General features: G+C 62.7%; 18 protein-coding genes and 2 pseudogenes. 7 read left to right on the top strand and 13 right to left on the bottom strand.

Features of this window, described 5'->3' with window-relative positions; genetic code table 11:
• Positions 1-170 precede the first annotated feature (170 nt).
• From ACHIRB_RS18390 to ACHIRB_RS18335, 12 genes and pseudogenes are all read right to left on the bottom strand, one after another.
• Positions 171-2,429, bottom strand: coding sequence for an ATP-binding protein (locus tag ACHIRB_RS18390; protein WP_395125423.1), 2,259 nt, complete (start codon positions 2,427-2,429; stop codon positions 171-173).
• A 57-nt stretch (positions 2,430-2,486) separates the two neighbouring features.
• Positions 2,487-2,642 (bottom strand): hypothetical protein, encoded by a 156-nt coding sequence (locus ACHIRB_RS18385; RefSeq protein ID WP_395125424.1) that lies wholly within the window; start codon positions 2,640-2,642, stop codon positions 2,487-2,489.
• 21 nt (positions 2,643-2,663) lie between these two features.
• Positions 2,664-4,154: an aldehyde dehydrogenase family protein gene (locus ACHIRB_RS18380; protein WP_395125425.1), complete on the bottom strand. Its 1,491-nt coding sequence runs from the start codon at positions 4,152-4,154 to the stop codon at positions 2,664-2,666.
• Positions 4,151-5,184, bottom strand: a pseudogene (locus ACHIRB_RS18375) (LLM class flavin-dependent oxidoreductase). Before ACHIRB_RS18375 ends, ACHIRB_RS18380 begins: the two are co-directional and overlap by 4 nt.
• A 98-nt stretch (positions 5,185-5,282) precedes the next feature.
• Entirely contained in the window at positions 5,283-6,668 is a 1,386-nt protein-coding gene (locus ACHIRB_RS18370) for an ammonium transporter (protein ID WP_395125426.1), read from the bottom strand.
• Positions 6,669-6,695: 27 nt separating this feature from the next.
• On the bottom strand, positions 6,696-7,154 hold the full coding sequence (locus ACHIRB_RS18365) for a RidA family protein (protein ID WP_395125427.1): 459 nt from the start codon (positions 7,152-7,154) through the stop codon (positions 6,696-6,698).
• 158 nt (positions 7,155-7,312) lie between these two features.
• Complete coding sequence (locus tag ACHIRB_RS18360) at positions 7,313-7,960, bottom strand: TetR family transcriptional regulator (RefSeq protein WP_395125428.1); 648 nt, start codon at positions 7,958-7,960, stop codon at positions 7,313-7,315.
• Positions 7,961-8,194: 234 nt separating this feature from the next.
• Complete coding sequence (locus ACHIRB_RS18355; RefSeq protein WP_395125429.1) at positions 8,195-8,695, bottom strand: flavin reductase family protein; 501 nt, start codon at positions 8,693-8,695, stop codon at positions 8,195-8,197.
• Positions 8,692-9,495, bottom strand: a complete 804-nt coding sequence (locus ACHIRB_RS18350; protein ID WP_395125430.1) for an enoyl-CoA hydratase-related protein — start codon at positions 9,493-9,495, stop codon at positions 8,692-8,694. The genes ACHIRB_RS18355 and ACHIRB_RS18350 overlap by 4 nt, the downstream gene beginning before the upstream one ends.
• Position 9,496: 1 nt before the next feature.
• Positions 9,497-9,892, bottom strand: coding sequence for a RidA family protein (locus ACHIRB_RS18345; protein ID WP_395125431.1), 396 nt, complete (start codon positions 9,890-9,892; stop codon positions 9,497-9,499).
• A gap of 11 nt (positions 9,893-9,903) precedes the next feature.
• The gene (locus ACHIRB_RS18340) at positions 9,904-10,752 is read right to left on the bottom strand and encodes an amidohydrolase family protein (RefSeq protein ID WP_395125432.1); all 849 of its coding nucleotides are present in this window, start codon (positions 10,750-10,752) and stop codon (positions 9,904-9,906) included.
• A gap of 28 nt (positions 10,753-10,780) precedes the next feature.
• Positions 10,781-11,953 carry an LLM class flavin-dependent oxidoreductase gene (locus tag ACHIRB_RS18335; protein ID WP_395125433.1) on the bottom strand — a complete coding sequence of 391 codons (1,173 nt, stop codon included), beginning with the start codon at positions 11,951-11,953 and terminating at the stop codon, positions 10,781-10,783.
• 306 nt (positions 11,954-12,259) lie between these two features.
• On the opposite strand from ACHIRB_RS18335, the gene ACHIRB_RS18330 reads away from it, so the two are divergent.
• The 6 genes and pseudogenes from ACHIRB_RS18330 (at position 12,260) to ACHIRB_RS18305 (ending at position 16,368) form a co-directional block, all read left to right on the top strand.
• Positions 12,260-12,712: a MaoC/PaaZ C-terminal domain-containing protein gene (locus ACHIRB_RS18330; RefSeq protein WP_395125434.1), complete on the top strand. Its 453-nt coding sequence runs from the start codon at positions 12,260-12,262 to the stop codon at positions 12,710-12,712.
• Positions 12,709-13,143, top strand: a complete 435-nt coding sequence (locus ACHIRB_RS18325; protein ID WP_395125435.1) for a hypothetical protein — start codon at positions 12,709-12,711, stop codon at positions 13,141-13,143. Before ACHIRB_RS18330 ends, ACHIRB_RS18325 begins: the two co-directional genes overlap by 4 nt.
• Entirely contained in the window at positions 13,140-13,841 is a 702-nt protein-coding gene (locus tag ACHIRB_RS18320) for an SDR family oxidoreductase (protein ID WP_395125436.1), read from the top strand. Before ACHIRB_RS18325 ends, ACHIRB_RS18320 begins: the two co-directional genes overlap by 4 nt.
• A gap of 19 nt (positions 13,842-13,860) precedes the next feature.
• Complete coding sequence (locus ACHIRB_RS18315) at positions 13,861-15,006, top strand: acyl-CoA dehydrogenase family protein (RefSeq protein ID WP_395125437.1); 1,146 nt, start codon at positions 13,861-13,863, stop codon at positions 15,004-15,006.
• A pseudogene (locus ACHIRB_RS18310) lies at positions 15,006-16,045 on the top strand (acyl-CoA dehydrogenase family protein). Before ACHIRB_RS18315 ends, ACHIRB_RS18310 begins: the two are co-directional and overlap by 1 nt.
• A complete protein-coding gene (locus ACHIRB_RS18305) occupies positions 16,042-16,368 on the top strand; it encodes a carboxymuconolactone decarboxylase family protein (RefSeq protein ID WP_395125438.1) in 327 nt (108 codons plus the stop codon). The pseudogene ACHIRB_RS18310 and the gene ACHIRB_RS18305 overlap by 4 nt, the downstream one beginning before the upstream one ends.
• Positions 16,369-16,379: 11 nt before the next feature.
• Here the strand turns inward: ACHIRB_RS18305 and ACHIRB_RS18300 are convergent, their stop codons facing one another.
• A complete protein-coding gene (locus ACHIRB_RS18300; protein ID WP_395125439.1) occupies positions 16,380-17,300 on the bottom strand; it encodes an alpha/beta fold hydrolase in 921 nt (306 codons plus the stop codon).
• A 243-nt stretch (positions 17,301-17,543) separates the two neighbouring features.
• Between ACHIRB_RS18300 and ACHIRB_RS18295 the strand changes: the two genes are divergently transcribed.
• On the top strand, positions 17,544-18,707 hold the full coding sequence (locus ACHIRB_RS18295; RefSeq protein WP_395125440.1) for a tyrosine-type recombinase/integrase: 1,164 nt from the start codon (positions 17,544-17,546) through the stop codon (positions 18,705-18,707).
• The last annotated feature ends 696 nt before the right edge of the window (positions 18,708-19,403 follow it).

Genomic DNA, 19,403 nt, shown 5'->3' with positions numbered 1-19,403 from the left:
ATCCCTCTCTCGAAAGCAGCTACATACTGTCTAGCCGGTATGTAGTGGATTGATATCGAGGCTACTTCCGACACTTCCAGCCGGTCTATTCGTGTAACTACGCATTTCGTGGCGTTCGCTACGTACGTAACTACGACGAAGCCAACTCGCTACATACTGATCGGTATGCGCTATGAGCTTTTGCCGCCGCCACGACTCGTGACCCACGCTGCGATCTGCGTCCGGTTCGCGAGCCCAAGCTTGGACATGATCCGATCGACGTGCTTCTCCGCGGTGCGAACCGAAATCACCAGCGACGCAGCTATTTCCCGGTTGGTCAGGCCGCGAGACACAAGATCGCCTACTTCTCGTTCCCTCTTCGTCAAGGCCGCGAGCTCGTTATCCGGTTCGTCCGGTGCCGATTCGGGCGTCTCTCGAAGGGCGAACGCGGCTGCCGCATCCGCGGACATGGCAGCGCCCGACGCGTACGCGACGCGAAACCCGTGTTCCGACGCTCGGCGCCGTACGGTGTCCTCCCACTGCAAATGAAACGCCCACAGCCGCTGAATACCTTCGAGCGGCATGCCGACCTGGCGGAGTAGAGCGTCGGCCGCCCCGAGCAACCTAGCGGCACGATCGACGTCGCCGTCGGACGCCGCGATCCAGGACATAGCCTCCAGGCAGACGGCTATGCCGAGCTGGTCACCCAATTGCCTTTTCAGAACCAGGCTTTCGCGCTCCAACTCGAGCGCCGCGGCGACATCACCCTGGCGCAACTTGTCGATTCCGTATGCCCACAGCGAGAAGGAACGCCACCACGATTCACCCATCGCCGTGGTGAGGTCGTTGCACCGGCGATGCCACCGTGCCGCGCTCTCGGTCTCCCCGGAGAAGCTCAGTGCGAGGCCGACTTCGAACGTCGAGTGAATCTCGCCGTTGCGGTGTCCCAGCTTCGCAAAGGTCGCTACGGCGTCCTCGACACGCTCGACGGCGAAGGGTAGATCGCCGCGAAACAGCGCACTCAGCCCCCAGGTCTGGGCAACGAAGGCTGCGAGAACACCGTCGCGGGTGTGAGTCGCGATCTCCTCTGCTTGCTCGAGAAGGACAGGGACGACGTCCTGGTCACCTTGCAATACGGCGAGCCAGGCACTGAGCCGCAGACCCCGTCCGCGATCGACGGTCGGTTCCATCGCCGCCGCACTGAGCTCGTCGAGCCACTGCCGCGCCTCTGCCAGAAATCCCCTTGCCAACCAATAGTTTTCAATGGACCAGACCAGCCGCAAGCCACTCTGCGCATCGTTCGCCAGACACGAATTGAGGGCAGTTCGCAGATTCGCATGCTCCCAGCGCAACCGCTCCAACCACTGCGCTTGACGGGGACCCGACCAGTCTTCGTCGGCACGCGTTGCAAGCGCGACGAACCACTGCCGATGACGACGTTCCAACTCGTCCGATTCGGCCTCGTCGAGCCGTTCCGCTCCGTACTGCCGAATGGTCTCCAGAATCTGATACCGCGGCTCACGGGCTTCCGCCACGCGGGTCAGGATCGATTTGTCGACGAGTCCCGACACGAGATCGAGCACCGCGTCACGTTCGATGGCTCCGCCGGATGTCACCGCTTCGGCAGCAGCGAGGTCGAATCCGCCCGTGAACACCGCGAGCCTGCTCCACAGCAGCTGCTCTTCCGGCGAACAGAGATCGAAAGTCCAGTCGATCGATGCTCGCAGCGTCTGATGCCGTGCCGGCGCGGTGCGGCTACCGTGCGTGAGCAGACGGTAACGATCCCCCATTCGGGCCAGTAGTTCGGACAGTGGCAACACCCGAAGACGAACTGCCGCAAGCTCGATCGCGAGTGGTATCCCGTCGAGCAACTGGCACAGTTCGACGACCTGAGGTTCGGTTTCGGTGTTCAATTCGAAGCCCGGAACCGCCGCGAGCGCACGGTCGACGAACATGCTGACCGCTTCGCTTTCGGCGATGGCGGCCCGGCTCGGCGTCCCGTACGGATGTGGTGTCGACAGAGGTGGAACCGACAGAGGTGGAACAGAAACCGAGGCTTCACCGTCGATGTTGAGCGCCTGCCTGCTCGTCGCCACGATCCGTAACCGTGGACACGATCGCAACAGAGCGTCGACAAGTGTTGCGGCAGCGTCCACGAGGTGCTCGCAGTTGTCGAACACGAGCAACATCTGCCGATCTCGCAGATGGTCGACCAGCGTTGCCAACTGCCAGCGAGAGGACGTTTCCCTGATGCCGACCGCAGCATTCACCGTGTGCCCGAGCAGGGCGGGATCCTGAACGTCGGCCAGAGCCACCAGCCGGATGCCCTCTTCGAAGGCCCGTGCCGCGTCACGTGCGAGTTGGAAAGCGAGCCGGGTCTTTCCCACACCACCGGTACCGGTCAGGGTCACGAGCCGCGCACGCTCCAGCGCGTGCCGAGCGAGTGCCAACTCGTGACGCCGACCGATGAATCGCGTCAGCTCCAGCGGCAGATCCCCGGGATCTCCTTAGGCGCCGTCGCCGGGTAGGGGCAGGACCACTCCCGTAGTCTCCCCTACCCCGCGCTGTCCCGCGACGATCGGACGAAACGAGGACAGCGCGTCTTCGTCCAGACCGACACGTGCGGTTGCCTCGCCGTGCACGAGTTCAGGCCGCCAGGTCATGATCGCGACACCGTGATCGCCTCAGAGTCCGATCACGACGGTCTTGAGTTCGAGGAACTCGTCGAGGTTTTCTCGGCAGGTTTCCCGACCCCATCCCGATTGCTTGTACCCGCCGAACGGAAGTGCCGCATCGACAGCCTGGTAGCAGTTCACCCAGACCTGGCCTGCCTCGATCGCCCCGGAAAGGCGGTGCGCGCGAGCGAGATCGCGCGTCCACACCCCTGCCCCGAGACCGAACTCGGAGTCGTTGGCGAGACCGAGCACCTCGTCTTCGGAATCGAACGGAATCACCGACAGCACCGGCCCGAAGATCTCTTCGCGAACCAGACGTGACCGAGCATGAACGTTCGTCAGAATGGTCGGTTCGACGAAGTAGCCCTCTGCTCCGTGGCGCCCACCACCGGTGACGACGTCGACGCCTTCCTCGCGGCCGAGATCGATGTAACCGAGCACCTTGTCTCGATGCTCCGCCGAAATGAGCGGTCCCATCTCACTGGACGGATCGAGGCCGGGGCCGAGCTTGATGCTGCGGGCTCGCTCCGCCAGACCGGCCACGACCTCGTCGTATACGCCACGCTGGGCATACAGCCTCGAGCCTGCGACGCAGCTTTCACCCTGGCAGGCGAAGATCGCGAGCGCTGACGACGGAATCGCCTTGGCCAGATCGGCGTCGTCGAAGATCAGGTTGGGCGACTTGCCGCCCAATTCCAACGACACCCGCTTCAGCGTTCCCGTGGCAGCCCGAGCTATGGCCTTGCCGGTTGATCCGGAGCCCGTGAAGCTGATCTTGTCGACACCTGGATGATCGACGAGTGCCGCGCCGACCGTATCGCCGTAGCCGGTCACATAGTTGAACACACCCTCCGGAATACCCGCTTCCAGAACAAGATTCGCCAGCAGCGCGATCGAAAGCGGCGTCTGCTCGGCAGGCTTGACGACGATGGTGTTTCCTGTCGCCAACGCTGGTGCCAGCTTCTTGACTGCCATCATCAGCGGCAGGTTCCACGGCACGATCGCAGCGACGACACCGACGGGTTCACGCAGGGTGCACGCGTGATACGGACCGCCGAAGTTCATCGGAAACGACACCGGAATGGTGTCGCCGGTGATCTTGGTCGGCCAACCGGCGTAGTACCTCAGGACATCGATCGAGAAGGCCACGTCGACATACCGCGCTTCCATGATCGGCATACCGGCGTCGAGCGATTCCAACTCGGCCAATTCCTGTGCGCGCGACTCGATCAGATCGGCCAGTCGCCAGATCATTTTGCCGCGCTCCTGCGGCGTGATCCGACTCCACGGACCGCGCAGGGCAGCACGTGCCGCCGCGACCGCCCGATCGACATCTTCGGCGTCACCGGCGGGAACCTCCGCAACGATCTGCCCGGTCGCAGGATCCTCGACCGAAATCGTCGCACCTGACGCGGCCGAGACCCACTCCGAACCGATCAGCATCTTGTGCGCACTCTGTACCTGGATGCGCAGGTCCGTCGAGAGCAGTGTGGTGGTCATGCCGACACCACAAGCTTCGACGCGGAGAAGTTCTTCATCAAAGGGAACACTTCGCTGCCCATCCGTTTGATGTCCTCGACGTAGTCCGGGAAGATCAACATGTAGCCAGCGACGTCGATCTCGGCCCACTCATCCAGTTGGCGCGCAATGCTTTCCGGTGAACCGGTGATGAAATCCGTCGACATCTGCACGGCGCCCTTCTGATCCATGCTGGCCAGCAGCTCGGACGTCCCGCCTTGAGCGGTATCGGTGACGGCTCCGCTCACCATGTATTCGATCGCACCGAAGTCGGCGTGGTCGACGAAGTTCTGCAGCTTCGCCTCGGCTTCCTCGTCGGTATCGGCGATGACAACGCCGAGCGCGACGTACGGCTTGATCGAGCGCTGCGCCTCCTCCATCTGCTGGTTGAACCGATCGACGACTTCCGCGAGCGCCTCCTTGCCCCCCAACGCCAGTCGGAAGGCGTAGTCGGCGTAGCGCGTCGTGAACTTAATGGCGTCGTCGGAGGCACCGGCACAGACGATGTTCATGTGGTGCGGCGGCTTCGGTCCCATCCGCAAGTCCTCGTACTGGAAGTACTCGCCCTGGAAGTTCGTGACGCGTTCTCCCAGAGTTCGCGTACCACCTGGCAGTACTCGCCGGCGTACTTCCAGCGGTAGCTGTTGTACTCGTAACCCGGCCATACCTTCATAACTTCGAGTTCCCTCGGGTGCCAACCACCTGGAACCATGTTGAGCGAGAAACGGCCGTCGCTGATCGAGTCGATGGTCATCGCCATCCGAGCCGCGATGGCCGGGTGGATCGCGAGGATGTTGACCGAGCCGATGAGCTTCATAGTTGTCGTGTCGCGTGCCAGGGCGGCCATCTGGGTCATCGACTCCAAGGCGTCGTCCCAGAATCCCGTCGTTCCGCCGTGGCCGCGCAGGCACGACAGCGACAGTGCGAACGAGAAGCCGTTCTCCTCACCGGTCTGAATGATCTCGCGCATGTGGGAGTAGGTCGGTGAGTACTGCGGTGCGGTCTCGGACATGATGTAGCCGTTCCGAGCGCTAGGAATGAAGATCCCGAATTCCATTGCAAGACTTCCTGTCTGTTCGAATGTTGGTGGTGGTTGGGTAGGCCCGCAGATCAGCGGACCAGAGTGACTTCGTCGGCGGTCGGGTCGTCGCGCCGGACCGAATCCGTGTGCTCCGAGTAGGCGGCAAGACCTATGACGGCTCGGTCCAGTTGTCCGTCGAGCCCCTCGTCGACCCGCGGGTCCCGCAGACCGACTGTTTTCTCGACCGCGACCACGACGACGAGCGCCGAGACGAGTCCGAGAGCAAGGAAGACCCCGACTCCGATGAGTTGTTGCACGAGTCCGATGGAGGCGTGCTGGAACGCGTAATCGCCTTCGAGCCCGAAGTATCCGCCCTGCTTGACGCCGCTCGCGAAGATCGCGGTCATGAGGGCGCTGTAGATCGCGGGGCCGAGCGTCAGCGGCACGACCTTGGGATCGTCGAGCTTCAGACGAATCATCAGCTTGTAGCCCACGAGCACGATCAAGGGCGCGAAAAACGCGGTCACACCGGCCTGCCATGGCCTGACCACGTCGATCAGACCTGCGACTCCGATCCAGCCGCTCACCGGCGCGACGAGGAAGAAGAACGGGTTGTTGCTGATCTTCCAGGTCAACAGTCCGCCCACCGCGGACGCCGCGAACGCCATCATGAGGTTGGTGACGACGATCCCCATCCCCGAATCGTTCAAGGTGATTCCGAAGTACCCGGCACCCGGCACCAAGAATCCGTTGACCAGCACATATCCGCACAATCCTGCGAGAAAGAGGAGCATCCCGACGACGGTGTACACGAGGTTGTGCGGTGCAGGCGGCACAGCTGACGTCCCACTGAAAACGCCGACCCGCGGCTTCGCGCGCCACACCAGGACGAGCGCCCAACAGCCGAGCAGAATGTAGAAGAACGATCCACCGAAATCGTATGTGCCTGCGTTCGAGAGCGGCCCTACCGGTCCATAGACGAGGTAGCCGCCGAACGGCACGACCAGGGCACCGAAGACCAGAGCGATCAGCGCCAACGGCATCGTCTTGACACGTTCGATCACAGCGCCGGCAAGCAATGCGGCGAGGAAGGCTGCGAACAGTATGAAGATCGCAAAGAACGCATGGTAGGAGTCAGCGCCGGGAACGACTGCGGGATCGATGTTTTGGGGCAAGGTGTTGATATTCGGTCCGCCGAGCCACCAGTCCCCGATCGCCTTGCTCAGTCCGTTCGACACACCGAAGGCCTGGTTGAACTGCCAGTCCCAAATTGCGAAACCGATGATCGACATTCCGGCCGCGGCAACGAATGCGGCGGCCAGCTTCTGGACGAGCGTGTGCATGAGGTTGCCCGGACGGCTCAGCCCTGCGTCGAACAGAATCACACCTGCGAGAGCGAGCATGATGGCGATAACGCCGACGACGTACAGAATTGTCGTCAGCTGCGCGCCGATCGACACTTGATCTTCGTACATTTGCGGTCCTTTCCGTGGATGCGGCGGCTATTGCTTCGGCCGACGAGCGATGGCGTCGATCTCGACCCGGCAATCGCCTGCGATACCAACGACGAACGTGGTGCGTGCGGGAAACGGCCCTGGCGAGAAGACCTCGGTATACGCCTGCCAGAACTCCTTGCGGTACGAGTCGTCGCTCAGGTAGCACGTCGTCTTGACGACATCGCGAAGACTGCTTCCCGCTGCTTCGAGCAGGCCTCGAATCTCGTCGAGCGCGATCTTGGTTTCGGCGGCGATCGTGTCGGCTTCGGGCTTGCGCCTTACCGTTTCGAGGTCGAGCGCCATACCGCCGGCGAAGACGAAATCGTCCGTTGCAACGCCGGGAGTCATTCCGTATCGGGGGTACGGCAGGTTCCACGGATTCAGATATTCGGGCACAGTTCTTCTCTCTTCTACAGTGAGATGCGTTGCCGGCTTGCCCATGTCGTACGAAGTGGCAGCCGTCACACCAGAATCCACGTGCTGCAGAGGCGGCGCGAGCAGGAAACTACGTATCTACTACGTATTCGCGCTCGTACGCGCCCTTGTCTACGGCCCCGAAAACGACTGTGCGCGGTTGGGGAGTCGAAGGACTCGCCAACCGCGCACAGTGTGATTCGTTGCTGCTATCCGGATTTGGCCGTCGGTTCCACAAGGCCCTCCAGCAGAATGTCCGCGTAGATGTTGCCGAGCTCGTTGGGAGTGACGGAGCCGCCGAGATCGAGCCACACGTGCGTCCACGCGCCCATGCCGATGATCCCGAACGCCACCAATCGCGCAGCGCCGACCTTGCGGAATACTCCCTCTCGCATTCCGCGGTCGATGACCTCGACGAAACAATGCTCGAATTCGTCGCGCTTGCGCTGGATCTCGGAGAAGATGTCGCCGGACAGAAAGCGCCGCTCCTGCAGGAACACGGTGATCTCGGACTTGTAGATCGACATCGGCTCCAGGAGTGCTTCGCTGATCAATCGGCGCAGCGTCTCGTCGGTGCTCTGCTGTGTGTCGGCAAGTACCTGGCGTGCGCGGCCGAGTTGATAGTTGATGAACTCGTCATGGACCCTGCGAAGCAGGTCTTCTTTGCTGGCGAAGTGGTGGTAGAACGCACCTTTGGTCAGTTCGGCGTCGTCGACGATGCTCTGGACCGATGTTGCCGCATAGCCGTATTGCTCGAACAGCCCGACTGCACTCTTCAGCAGCGCGCGGCGGGCACCGTCGGGGTCACGAACCCGACGCCCGTCCTGTCGGCTGTTCGATTTTTTCGGTCGTACCACCCGTTCACCTCTCAGCACCACGGCTCGATACCGCACGCTCACGTGCGACGAATATACGCGAACCTACCAACGAGTCGGTAGGATGAAGAGTGATGGACTGGGTAAGCCATTGTGCGCCTTTGCTTTAAGCTACCGAGCCGACTTGCCGGCATGCCTGGGCTGTTCGCTGACTCGATCGCAGTGCTTGCGCTCCGCCCAACAGCCAGTCGCCGACCATCACCGGGATCGCCACCATCAGACGCCTGCAGCCGTGAAGAACGCCCGGCGTGCGTAGGCGAGCGCATGACAACCGTCGCTTGCCTGACCGTCGACGACTTCGCCGACGACAATCACGTGGTCGCCCGCGTCGACGAGTTGTTCGACCTTGCACACGGCGAAGGCGGCACTGTGCTCGTCGAGTATCGGACCGCCCGCTACGCCAACCGGTGCAGACCACCTGTGACCGTCGAACTTCGAGTCGGACTTGACCGCAAAGTCGAGCGCTACATGCTCGCGGCCACTCGCGATGTAGTTCACCGTGAAGGCACCGCTCGAGCGCACCGCCTTCAGAGTGTTGGAGCCGAGATCGAGGCATGCAAGCACCAACGGCGGGTCCAACGACACCGAACACACTGCCGACACCGTCAGACCCTGCGGTCGATCGTCGTCGCCGGTCGCGGTCACGATGGTCGCGGGTCCGGGCGCGCACGCCATTATCTTCTTGAACGTTTCCTTGTCGATCATCTTGTCAATCATCGTGAAATCTCCTTCGCGAGAGGTCTGGTCGAGCGTCCCGCGGCGCGGATGGCCTCCCGCACACCAGGGTTGAACGAACTTGCTGCCTGCGCCCACGACTCGACACCGACCGATACGGCGAATGGACTACTAGCGGCGACGGCCACCGAGCGCTTGATGTCTCGGGCGAGTGCTGGCTCCAGGCGGGCTATGTCGGTAGCGATGGTGAGCGCCGCAGCCTGCGGGTCGGTGGCAAACACATCGGCGAGTCCCTGTGCGTGGGCCTCCGCGCCGTCGAAGGTGAGTCCGAGCAGCAAAGCCTGCAGTGCGCGCCCCGCACCGATCCGGTGCGTCAGAAACGAAGTAGCTCCCCCGCCGGGGTGGAGCCCGAGTTTCGCAAAGCTCGCACCGAATTTCGAATTCGGTCCTGCGACAACGATGTCGCACGCGAGCGCAACATTCATGCCCGCACCGATCGCGTGTCCGTTGACCGCTGCGACTGTCGGATACGGGAGTTCACGCAGCCATAGAAAGCTCTCGTAATACGAAAGTTGGCGTGCGCGGATCTCCGACGGTGACGCACCATCGACATCGAACAGCGCAACCAGGTCGGCGCCGGCACAGAACGACGAACCGGAGCCCGTGACGACGAGACAGCGAGCAGCGGAGTCGTGTGCCAATTGTGTTGCGGCACTGTTCAGCTCCTCGCGCATGTCGGGGCCGATCGCGTTTCGCTTGGCTGGGTCGTCGAGCAGAAGAACCCGCACCCCATCTGCGCGGCGCTCGATCCGGACCTTGGGAGTATCGGTCAGTGTTGCCATGTCAGCTCGAAGTCGACCGGACTGCAACGACCTCGATCTGCACACGGAGGTCCGACGCGATACCGAGGACGAAAGTCGACCGAGCCGGATACGGCCCCTCACCGAAAGCGGCACGGTAGGCCTCGATGAACTCGCCTCGATACGCGTCGTCGCGGAGATAGCAGGTCGTCTTGACAACCTCGCGCAGAGTGACGCCCGCCTCGGCAAGGATCGTGGCGATGTTGGCCAGACAGATCCGGGTTTCGTCCGCGATCGTCGTGGCATCGTCGCGTCGACGCATCGTGTCGGGATCCATCGCGAGGCCGGCCGCGTAGACGAGGACGTCGGTCGCTGTGCCGGAAGACAATCCGACGCGGGCGAAATCGCCGATCTCGGGCGGGTTGAGATAGTCGATCATGTGGGTCTCCTTCACTTGTTCACAATCAGATCGAATGACCGGTTGTACAGAATGTCTTCGACAACCGCGCGCGGAATGGGCAGGGGCATAGCGAGTTCGGAGATGGCGAGGAAATCCTCGGCTGCTTCCTTCGGGTCGAAGGACGGGAAGTCAGAACCGAAGACCAGACGGTCCGTCACGTGCCCCTCGATCGCCAAACGAAGTCCGTTGTACATCTGCCAGGTCTTGATCGGCAGCGTCGACACATCCGCAAAGACGTTGCGGTTCTTCATCATCAACTCGACGCACTCGTTCATCCACGGCTTGCCGAAATGAGCGAGGAGCAGGTTCGTATCGCGGAATTCGCGCGCAACCTTGTCCAGCAGAGTTGGACTCGCATATTCGTTGAATCCGTCCGGCGCAAAGACGCTCGCCTGGTGGAACATCAGAAAGATGCCGAGGTCTGCGGCCGCCCGATACACGGCGTACGCCTCATCCGAATGAGGATGGAAGCCCTGATAGGGCGGCGACAACTTCACACCGTGCAATCCGTACTCGCGCACCGCAAGTCGCAGTTGATCCGCCGCGCCCGGCTGAGTCGGATCGACGCTGCCGACTGCGATCGCACGTTCGCGGTTGTCGGCGAGGTACGCACCGACGAACTCGTTGGGTACGAACATCCCGATGCGCGCAACCTGCAATCCGATGATCAGGAACTTCTCGACTCCCGACGCCGCCATCACGCGGCTGTGTTCGCCCAGGTCGGCCGCACCGAATCCAGGGCGGCCGACCAGCTCGGTACCTCGATCGGTCCAGACCGGTCCGAGGTGCTCGGGTAGGTAGATGTGGGTGTGCCAGTCGGTGAAGGTTCGCTCCGGCATCGTCGATTCCTCTCGCGTCGAACGGAATTCAGCGTGTCGCGAGGGTCGCGGGCTCGATCTTGCGTAGCTCGGGCATGACGCCGCTGGCAAACAGCTCGAGCGAACGGTCGACATCCGAGTGCGCGACGCCGGGGAAGCCCATCTGCACGAGCCAGTTCTGAATTCCGTGGGATCGGCTCAGCCGGCACATCCGTTCGGAGACGCTTTGGGGCGAGCCGATCATCAGGTGGTCACGCTCCATCAACAGGTCGAATGGATCCATTGCGCGGTAGCGCGGATCGGCTGGATCCTCGTCGGCGTCGAGCCAGACTCCGATTCCCCTTACGCGGCAGACAAGTTCGAAGAATTCGACGACGCTCGCCTCGGTGATTCGACGCGCCTCCTCGTCCGTGTCCGCGACATAGGTCAGCCGAAGGACGCCAACGTCCTCCCCCAGCGCCGGCGCTTGCCCTGTGACTGCCTCGCGCTCTGCGCGATAGGCGTCGAGGAGATTACGCAGGACCTGTCCGGTCGGGTACCACGTGATGGGCTTCAAATCCGTATGGGCGGCGCCGCGGAAACCCTCCATGGATTCGGTCACAGCGAACTGCGGCGGAGTTGGCTTTTGCAGCGGCTGCGGGGTCATGCCGAACGCCACGAGTTCATCGTTGGCGTCCACCCAGCCATCCGGCATCGGCGCACCTGGCGAATGAATGAACTTCGTTCCGGGTTCTGGGAACGTGTAGCGCGGGCCCCTCCAACTGAACTTGTCGTCGGTCCAGATCTTGCGGACGATCTCGAGGTTCTCGGCGAAGATCGCGCGACTGTTGTCGCTTCCGTTCCAGCGGTTCGCAGCGGGATTCAGGTTCATCACCTCGATCGGCAGGATCCCGCGGCCGAACGCAACATCGAGTCGGCCACCGCTGAAGTGGTCGAGCAGTGCCAAATCCTCTGCGACACGCAGTGGGTGCCACAACGTCAACGACACCGCTGCCATCCCGAGCCGGATGCGCTCAGTGCGTGCCGCCAGATCGGTAGCCAGCATGATCGGGTTCGGACTTGCGTCGGTGCCGTCGACGTCGAAGTGGTGTTCACCGAGCCAGATTCGGTCGAAACCCAACTCGTCCGCAAGCACCGCATGCCGTCGCGTCTGCTGCAGAACCTCGTGCCACGACAGTGCGCCCGAACGATTGGTCAGCGCATAGAGCAGGTCCAACTTCACGTTTCCTCCATTACTAGATTCCGACTAGTCGGCACCGTACGAATTGCTGCCTGCCAATTCCGAGGCTGCGGGGCATTCCGGTACCTGTCGATACAGCCTCAGCCCGTCGGCATTCCGGGCACTAGCGTAGAAATACGTAATTCCCAGGTAAATGCGTCCGTACGCAGTCGAATTCGAGAATCCGGGCTAGCCACCGAGCCTTCGTCCGCCGGACTCGGGTTGGCGCAGTTGACATTTGACGTTCCGACTAGATGGTATTAAGTTTCGCCAGCAGTGCTCGAAACGACTACTCGCGAAAGGATCGAAATGAGTGGATTGAGTTTCGACGATGCCGAAATCGGCATGCGGTTCGATACCCCTCGACGAACTGTGACGGAGGCAGACGTCGTCAACTTCTGTGGCGTATCGGGTGATTTCCACGCCCTCCACACGGATGCCGAAGCGATGCGCGACAGCCAATTCGGCGAACGAATTGCGCACGGCGCACTGGTGTTGTCGATCGTGACCGGACTCCGCGGCCGACTGGCAATCTTCACCGACTCGCTGTTGGCCTTCGCCGAGATTCGACGTTGGCGATTCGTCCGTCCGGTACTCATCGGCGACACCATCTACGCATCGAACGAGATCGTCGAGCTGACGCCGACATCGAAACCGGATCGCGGGGTGATGGTGCAAAAAGTCGAAGTGTTCAACCAGCACCACGAGGTCGTCCACGAAGGCGAAATGGTGTCGATCGTGAAGCGGACGGTGCACGCGTGAAGGTCCGTACGAACGACCCCGAACGTGCAGCCGCGTTGACTGCCATCGGTCCCAACGAGGGATTGATCTTCGAAGCGCGAACAGGATTGGACGCGTGGAGCGACGCCGAGAACGAATTGACGGAGGCATTCGAGCTGAGTCGTGCCGCCGCGCTGACCGACGCTCCCGTGGTTTTTCTCGTACAAGCCAACGCGATCCTCGGCCGTGCCGCGCCACTCGATTCTGCCGTCGCGACCGGCCTGCTCGGTGGTGCCAGAGCACTCGCATTCGAGCGCCGAAAGTCCGCCAGCTATTCGGTTCTCGTCGCCGTCGGCGACAACGTCGAACCGGCAACGGTCGCCACTGCCATCGATCTGCTGGTAGCCACACGCGGCTCCAACGGTCAGATCTTCACCCTCGGAACCGATCACCTTGGAGCACTGCTGCCATGAGCACCGCACTGGTTACCGGCGCCGCCCGCGGAATCGGGTTCGCCATCGCCCGCAGACTCTCGACCGCAGGCCACCGCATCATCATGGTCGATCTCAGTCCCCAGATCCAGCACAGCGCAACAACTCTCGGCGCCACCGCTGTGCAAGCCGACATCGCTACCTCCGATGGTCGCGACGCGGTCCGCGATGCCGTCCGGTGCAGCGGCGAACCGCTGGACATACTCGTCAACAATGCCGGGATCACCCGCGACGCACTCCTCGCCGACCAGACCGAAGAAATGTTCCGCCTCGTCACGCGGGTCAACCTCGGCTCGTGCTACGAGCTGACGTCCGCGCTGGTAGCCGAAATGGCAACTGGCGGAGCAATAGTCAACCTCGGTTCGCGAGCGCACCTCGGCAACGTAGGGCAGTTCAACTACGCCGTATCCAAAGCCGGTGTGGTCGGGCTGACGCGGTCTCTTGCACTCGCCTACGCGCCGCGCCTTCGCGTCAACGCCGTCGCACCGGGCTTCGTGGCAACCGACATGACAGATGCGATGCCCGAACATGTGCGTGAACGCATCATCTCGCGCATTCCACTGCAACGACCCGGCAGCCCCGACGACATCGCGAGCGCAGTCGCCTGGCTCGGTTCTACCAGCGCCCGGTACGTCACCGGGCAAGTCGTCTACTGCTGCGGTGGACGAAGCCACGGCTGAACTGATGGAGAGAACTGCTATGACCACACACCGACTCGTTCCTGTCGCCGGAGACGATCCCCACTCCCTCGACGCCCTCCGAACCGAGGTCCGAATATTTCTGGCCGAACAAATGACCGAGGGAAAGATCAGCCGGGGGGTCGACTCCTGGCTGACTGGCTGGGACGAAGACTTCACCCGCGCATTGGCCGAGCGCGGGTGGCTCGGGATGACCGTCCCGACCGAATACGGCGGCCATGGTCGCACCTTTCTGGAGCGGTTCGTCGTCACCGAAGAACTCCTCGCCGCGGGTGCACCGGTCGCGGCGCACTGGATCGCTGACCGACAGATCGTGCCCGCACTCCTCAAGTACGGCAACGAGATTCAGAAGCACACGTTCCTCCCCGCCATCGTTCGCGGCGAGCGCTTCTTCGCGATAGGGATGAGCGAACCAGACTCGGGATCCGACCTGGCAAGTGTCCGAACGAAAGCCACCCGGGTCGACGGCGGCTGGACCATCTCCGGAACCAAAGTGTGGACCTCGGGCGCCCACCGTGCCCACGCGTTCATTTGCCTCGCCCGGACCTCCCCCGTCGACTCGGCCCATCGACACGACGGACTCAGCCAATTCGTCGTCGATCTGCATTCGGCAGGCGTCGGCATCCGTCCGATCCTCTCGATGTCCGGCGATCACCACTTCAACGAGGTTGTGCTCGACGACGTATTCGTTTCCGACGACATGGTTTTCGGCGCCATCGGAAACGGCTGGCAACAGGTCACATCGGAGTTGAGCTTCGAACGCAGCGGACCCGAACGCTTCCTGTCCACCTTCACGTTGCTCGCCGAAACAGCCGAGCAGGTGGGCTCTGAAGACGTGCCCCGTCATTCGGACCTCGGCCGCTACGTCGCCAGGATCTCCGGATTACACCAGATGTCGACGGCCGTCGCGGGAGCGCTCGAACGCCACGAACCGGCCGACCCCGCTGCCGCTGTCGTCAAAGTCCTCGGCACCACAACTGAAGGCGACATCGCCGACTTCGCCGACCTACTGACCGGCGACGGCACGCCGGATGGCTATCGCGCGATGGTCGCTCGAGCCGTTGTCCAACGCCCCGGCTTCACTCTGCGTGGCGGCACCAACGAAGTACTGCGCGGTGTAGTCGCGCGAGGATTGGGGATGCGCTGATGAATGCACACACTGCTGTCGATCAGGATCTCGTCGACATGCTGGATGCCGTCTTCGCCCGGCACAGGGAAGAGCATGAGCCAGGCGCCGAGTGGGATCGGTCGCTGTGGGCACGGCTCGGCGAACTCGGTCTGACCAGGCTGACCGGACGCGAAGAATCCGGCGGGAGCGGAGCAACCTGGTTCGAGGCCGCAGAGTTGTTGCGAGCGCCGTGTCCCACGGTGTACGCGCGCCGATCGCAGAACACGACCTGCTCGCGGGTTGGCTACTGGACGTGGCGGGACTGCCTGTCGACGATTCACGGCGCACAGTGTGTGTACTCGACGACAACGGCGTGGCACGGGATGTGCCGTGGGCCGACGAAGCTGACCGCATCGTGGTGGTGTGGCGCGCCGATAACGCTTACCTGGTCGGCGATGTCGCACCATCGGACCTGCGAATTGTGAACGGCGCCAACCTCGCCGGTGAACCTCGTGGGACTGTGAGCACAGACGTCGGGACTCTGACCGGTTCGCGCGTGTCCGACACGGTGTTCGAGCAATTGCATCTTCGCGGTGCACTCGTGCGTGCGCTCCAGATCTGCGCCGCGCTCGACGCCATTCTCGAACTGTCGATCACGCACGCGACCGACCGCACACAGTTCGGCCGACCGCTCGCCAAGTTTCAGGCCGTGCAGAATCTGGTTGCCGACATCGCTGGAGAGGCGGCTCTCGCGCGAGCCGCAACCGAAGCTGCTCTCGCAGCTGCGGTGCGCGCCGGCTGGTCCGGTGCCAACGTCGAATTCCTTGTCGCCGTGGCTCGTTCGTGTGCGGGACACGCCGCGTCCGTCGTCGTTCGCAATGCCCACCAGATTCATGGCGCCATCGGCACAACACAGGAACACCGCCTGCACGAGTACACGAAGCCCGCCCTGGCCTGGCGCTCGGAATTCGGGTCGACGCACTTCTGGGACGACAAACTCACCGAGGCCGCCAGCACCGCGGGGCGTGACAACCTATGGGACCTCGTCACCGGCCTAACAACCGAAAGGACCACATGACCGAGCCTGCCACCCCTGCACACGATCTCATCGGAGACTTCGCACCCAAGCTCGCGGCACTCACCGACGACGTTCTCTTCGGTGATGTCTGGGCCCGACCAGCTCTGAGACCACGAGATCGGAGCCTGATCACCTGCGCAGCCCTTGTCGTCAACGGCAACGTCGAGCAACTGCGTCATCACCTGACGCTGGCGATCGCCAACGGCGTCACGGCGGCCGTAATCACAGAGGTGATAACACATCTCGCCTTCTACGCAGGTTGGCCGCGGGCGATGTCGGCCATCGCAGTGGCGAGGGAGGTTACCGCTGGGCGCGACCGATGACGTTGCACTGCTCAGTTTTCGGCGCTACCTACTCGGAATTCGTCGATGAGTGCTGCCAATTCGATCGGGCGATCGCTCTGGATCGAATGGCCCGCGCCGGCAACGGTTTTCACCACAGCTGACGGACTTTCACGCAACAGCTGAATAGAATCGTCGTCGGTGACAAAGGGAGAATTGCCACCTCTGACGAGCAAGGTCGGTATGGACGAGTCGCGGACGACAGACCATAGCGGGCTGAAATCCATGGCCTTGTCGAGCACGTCGTAGCGCCACGTCCACTGTCCCGATGAGTCCCGGTGGGCGTTGTGCAGGATGCCTCGGCGCAGCGAGGTGCGGCTTCGTGCTGGACTCGCGGCTGCGGTGGCGTCGAGCATCTCGGTGATGGTCGCAAACGTCCGGGGCCCCGAGACCAGCGCTATCGAACCGCGTTGCTCGCGGCTCAACTGTGCAAGACGTTCGTGCGACGTTGGCGTGACGTCGACGATGATTCGCCGTCGAAAAGGCGTCGAATGTTGTTCCAGTGCAATGGCGGTGAGCCCGCCCAATGACATCCCGATGATTGTCGCCGCCCCCGGCGCCAAGCGCTGCAGGAAGGGCGCGAGAGTGGCGGCATTGGTCACGGGCGAGTAATCCCTGTCGTCACGCCAACGGGAATGGCCGTGGCCCGGTAGGTCGACGGCGAGTGCCGATAGGTCGGGGTGTGCGCTGATAAGAGCGAGAACGACCGAATCCCACGTGTGTGCATTCTGGCCACCGCCGTGGAGGAAGACCAACTCCACAGGTCCTGTCCCCCACTGCAACGCGCTGACGTTGCCGTCGTCGACTCGTGACACGACCGGAGCAGACAGTGGGACGCCGATGTCGGCAGCGGTTTCCTCGAGGAGAGCGAACTCCGAGCGATCGTAAGCATCTGCTGCGGCGGGGTCGTCCATGCTGTCGATATTGCCATCGGATCGAATGCGGCAAGACTGCATCGAATCGTGCTGAGGAATGTCGGCGTGAACTTCAGTGATACGTGGTGGTCCCGGCTGGGATCGAACCAGATGTGATATACCTGGTCGGAACCCTAATTACCAGGTCAAGGGCACCGAGGCGTGCCATACCGTGCCTAAATGTGCCAACTTCTGACATTCTGGGGCCCACGGAGGGCCCACGAAATCGAGGAGAGCACGCGCATGGCCAGGAAAGTGTTCGGACGGATTGAAAAGTTGCCGTCAGGCCGGTACCGCGCCCGCCACCCAGACCCCACGCCTGGGAGCGCGGACCGCATCCCGGCACCCAGCACGTTCAGCACCAAAAGCGCGGCACAGACCTGGCTGAACACGCAACAGGACGCAATCGCCGGGGGCACCTGGGTGCACCCAGATGCTGCCGCCGTGGCTCAACAGGCCACTCAGGCCGAGGAGGCACGTAAAGCGGTCGCGTTCGGTGTCTACGCCGAGAAATGGGTTGCCACCAGGACCAACAGCAAGGGCGAGCCGCTACGCCCCCGCACCCGCAAGGAATACGAGCGGATGCTTGGCACAACCGGATCGCTGTTCCACTGGGCGGCAACACCCATCAACGAAATACGCCCCGATGCAGTGCGCGAGTGGCGATCGGAACTACTCGCAACAGGCAAGGCCACAGCCACCGCGAGGGCCTACGACTTAATGAAATCGATATTGAAAACAGCCCTAGAAGACGGCCTGATCAGCGCAAATCCATGCAAAATCAAGGGTGGCTCACTTACTACCACCGGGAAGTCGACCACGCCGCCGACCGAGGTCGAGCTGGACATCATTATCGAAAAGATCGAGCCGAAGTACAAGCCATTCGTGATCATCGCCGCCGCCGGCGGCTTGCGATTCGGCGAGGTCATTGGCCTGACCAGCGACGATGTAGCCGTTGAGCGCGACGGCGACGGCGAGGTGGACGCGGTGCGGATCGCTGTTGTGCGCAGCATCGTCGAGGGGAACGGCATCGCCAAGATAGCCGGACCTCCGAAGAGCGCCGCAGGGCAACGAATCATCGCCATCTTCGGCCACGACGCCCGGATAGTGGCCACCCACGTCGAGTCCGTGAAACCGGGTGCATTGCTGTGGACAGACCGCAGCGGTGGCTACGTGTCACAAAGCACCGTGAATAACCATTGGCGGAAGGCACGGGCAGCAGCAGGCCGCTCCGACCTGGCGTTTCACTCCCTACGCCACTATGCAGGAACTCGCTACGCGCAAACCGGCGCGACCGTGGCCGAGACGATGGCGAGATTGGGCCACAGCAGCGTCAAGGCCGCAATGCGCTACCAGCATGCCGGCACCCGCGACGACGAACTCGCCAGGCGCGCTTCGCGCCGGTAGTGCCGACCACCGCCACGCGCCTCATCAGTACGAGGTGCTTCCACTCTCTCGCCCGGGTGTTCGCCGCGCCCCGGACGCTGCGCGCCCTGCGGCGGGCCGAATACAACTCTGACCTGTGCCAATAGTCTGGCGCCCTGCGCCTCAGCGAGTTAGTGGAGTTCCGTGGGCGTTACGTCGTGCGCTGCGGTTCTAGTTGGCCGTCGAGTCTGGCCAAAAAACTTGACGGCAAACTCACATTGACCGCATCAGCTGGCCAAATGGCTAGCGGAAGGAACTTTGCAAGTCTGCCGGGGGCAGCGTAGCGACCCCGGCGGGCACAAAGCTCCGAGCAGCTACCACGGCGGCGCGAATGCACCACAAGGTAAATGTGGCTGTCGCACACACGATACCGAGTCCTGCGGAAAACGACGTGAGATAGGGAGCAAGGCGGTGTGGCACAGGACAGCGGAAGAACAACGTTGCCTCTTCCCATGTCGACTTCCGCAGCACCGGCCACCGACTTCACTACCGCACCGGGCGCCCGGCCGCCGTAGGGCGCGCAGCGACCGGGGCGCGTCGAACCGCCCGGCGCGACAAACCTGCAACATGACCGTCGACAACGGAGGTCCCTGCAGTTCACCGGAGCACCGGCTACCCCCTAACCTCGCGCTTTCACGCTAATTCGGCAGAGGACTGTGTCGCAGACAAAGAATGGTG

The sequence above is a fragment of the Antrihabitans spumae genome (genome assembly GCF_043944905.1).
Taxonomy (GTDB): Bacteria; Actinomycetota; Actinomycetes; order Mycobacteriales; family Mycobacteriaceae; genus Antrihabitans; species Antrihabitans spumae.
Note: the sequence above shows the minus strand (reverse complement) of the source record. Positions and strands in the feature narration are given on the sequence as shown.

What these genes read in the sequence shown, in the direction of transcription:
- ACHIRB_RS18385 (WP_395125424.1), bottom strand. Translation starts at nt 2,642, where the DNA reads ATGACCTGGCGGCCTGAACTCGTGCACGGCGAGGCAACCGCACGTGTC.
- ACHIRB_RS18380 (WP_395125425.1), bottom strand. Translation starts at nt 4,154, where the DNA reads ATGACCACCACACTGCTCTCGACGGACCTGCGCATCCAGGTACAGAGT.
- ACHIRB_RS18370 (WP_395125426.1), bottom strand. Translation starts at nt 6,668, where the DNA reads ATGTACGAAGATCAAGTGTCGATCGGCGCGCAGCTGACGACAATTCTG.
- ACHIRB_RS18355 (WP_395125429.1), bottom strand. Translation starts at nt 8,695, where the DNA reads ATGATTGACAAGATGATCGACAAGGAAACGTTCAAGAAGATAATGGCG.
- ACHIRB_RS18350 (WP_395125430.1), bottom strand. Translation starts at nt 9,495, where the DNA reads ATGGCAACACTGACCGATACTCCCAAGGTCCGGATCGAGCGCCGCGCA.
- ACHIRB_RS18345 (WP_395125431.1), bottom strand. Translation starts at nt 9,892, where the DNA reads ATGATCGACTATCTCAACCCGCCCGAGATCGGCGATTTCGCCCGCGTC.
- ACHIRB_RS18340 (WP_395125432.1), bottom strand. Translation starts at nt 10,752, where the DNA reads ATGCCGGAGCGAACCTTCACCGACTGGCACACCCACATCTACCTACCC.
- ACHIRB_RS18330 (WP_395125434.1), top strand. Translation starts at nt 12,260, where the DNA reads ATGAGTGGATTGAGTTTCGACGATGCCGAAATCGGCATGCGGTTCGAT.
- ACHIRB_RS18320 (WP_395125436.1), top strand. Translation starts at nt 13,140, where the DNA reads ATGAGCACCGCACTGGTTACCGGCGCCGCCCGCGGAATCGGGTTCGCC.
- ACHIRB_RS18315 (WP_395125437.1), top strand. Translation starts at nt 13,861, where the DNA reads ATGACCACACACCGACTCGTTCCTGTCGCCGGAGACGATCCCCACTCC.
- ACHIRB_RS18305 (WP_395125438.1), top strand. Translation starts at nt 16,042, where the DNA reads ATGACCGAGCCTGCCACCCCTGCACACGATCTCATCGGAGACTTCGCA.
- ACHIRB_RS18300 (WP_395125439.1), bottom strand. Translation starts at nt 17,300, where the DNA reads ATGGACGACCCCGCCGCAGCAGATGCTTACGATCGCTCGGAGTTCGCT.
- ACHIRB_RS18295 (WP_395125440.1), top strand. Translation starts at nt 17,544, where the DNA reads ATGGCCAGGAAAGTGTTCGGACGGATTGAAAAGTTGCCGTCAGGCCGG.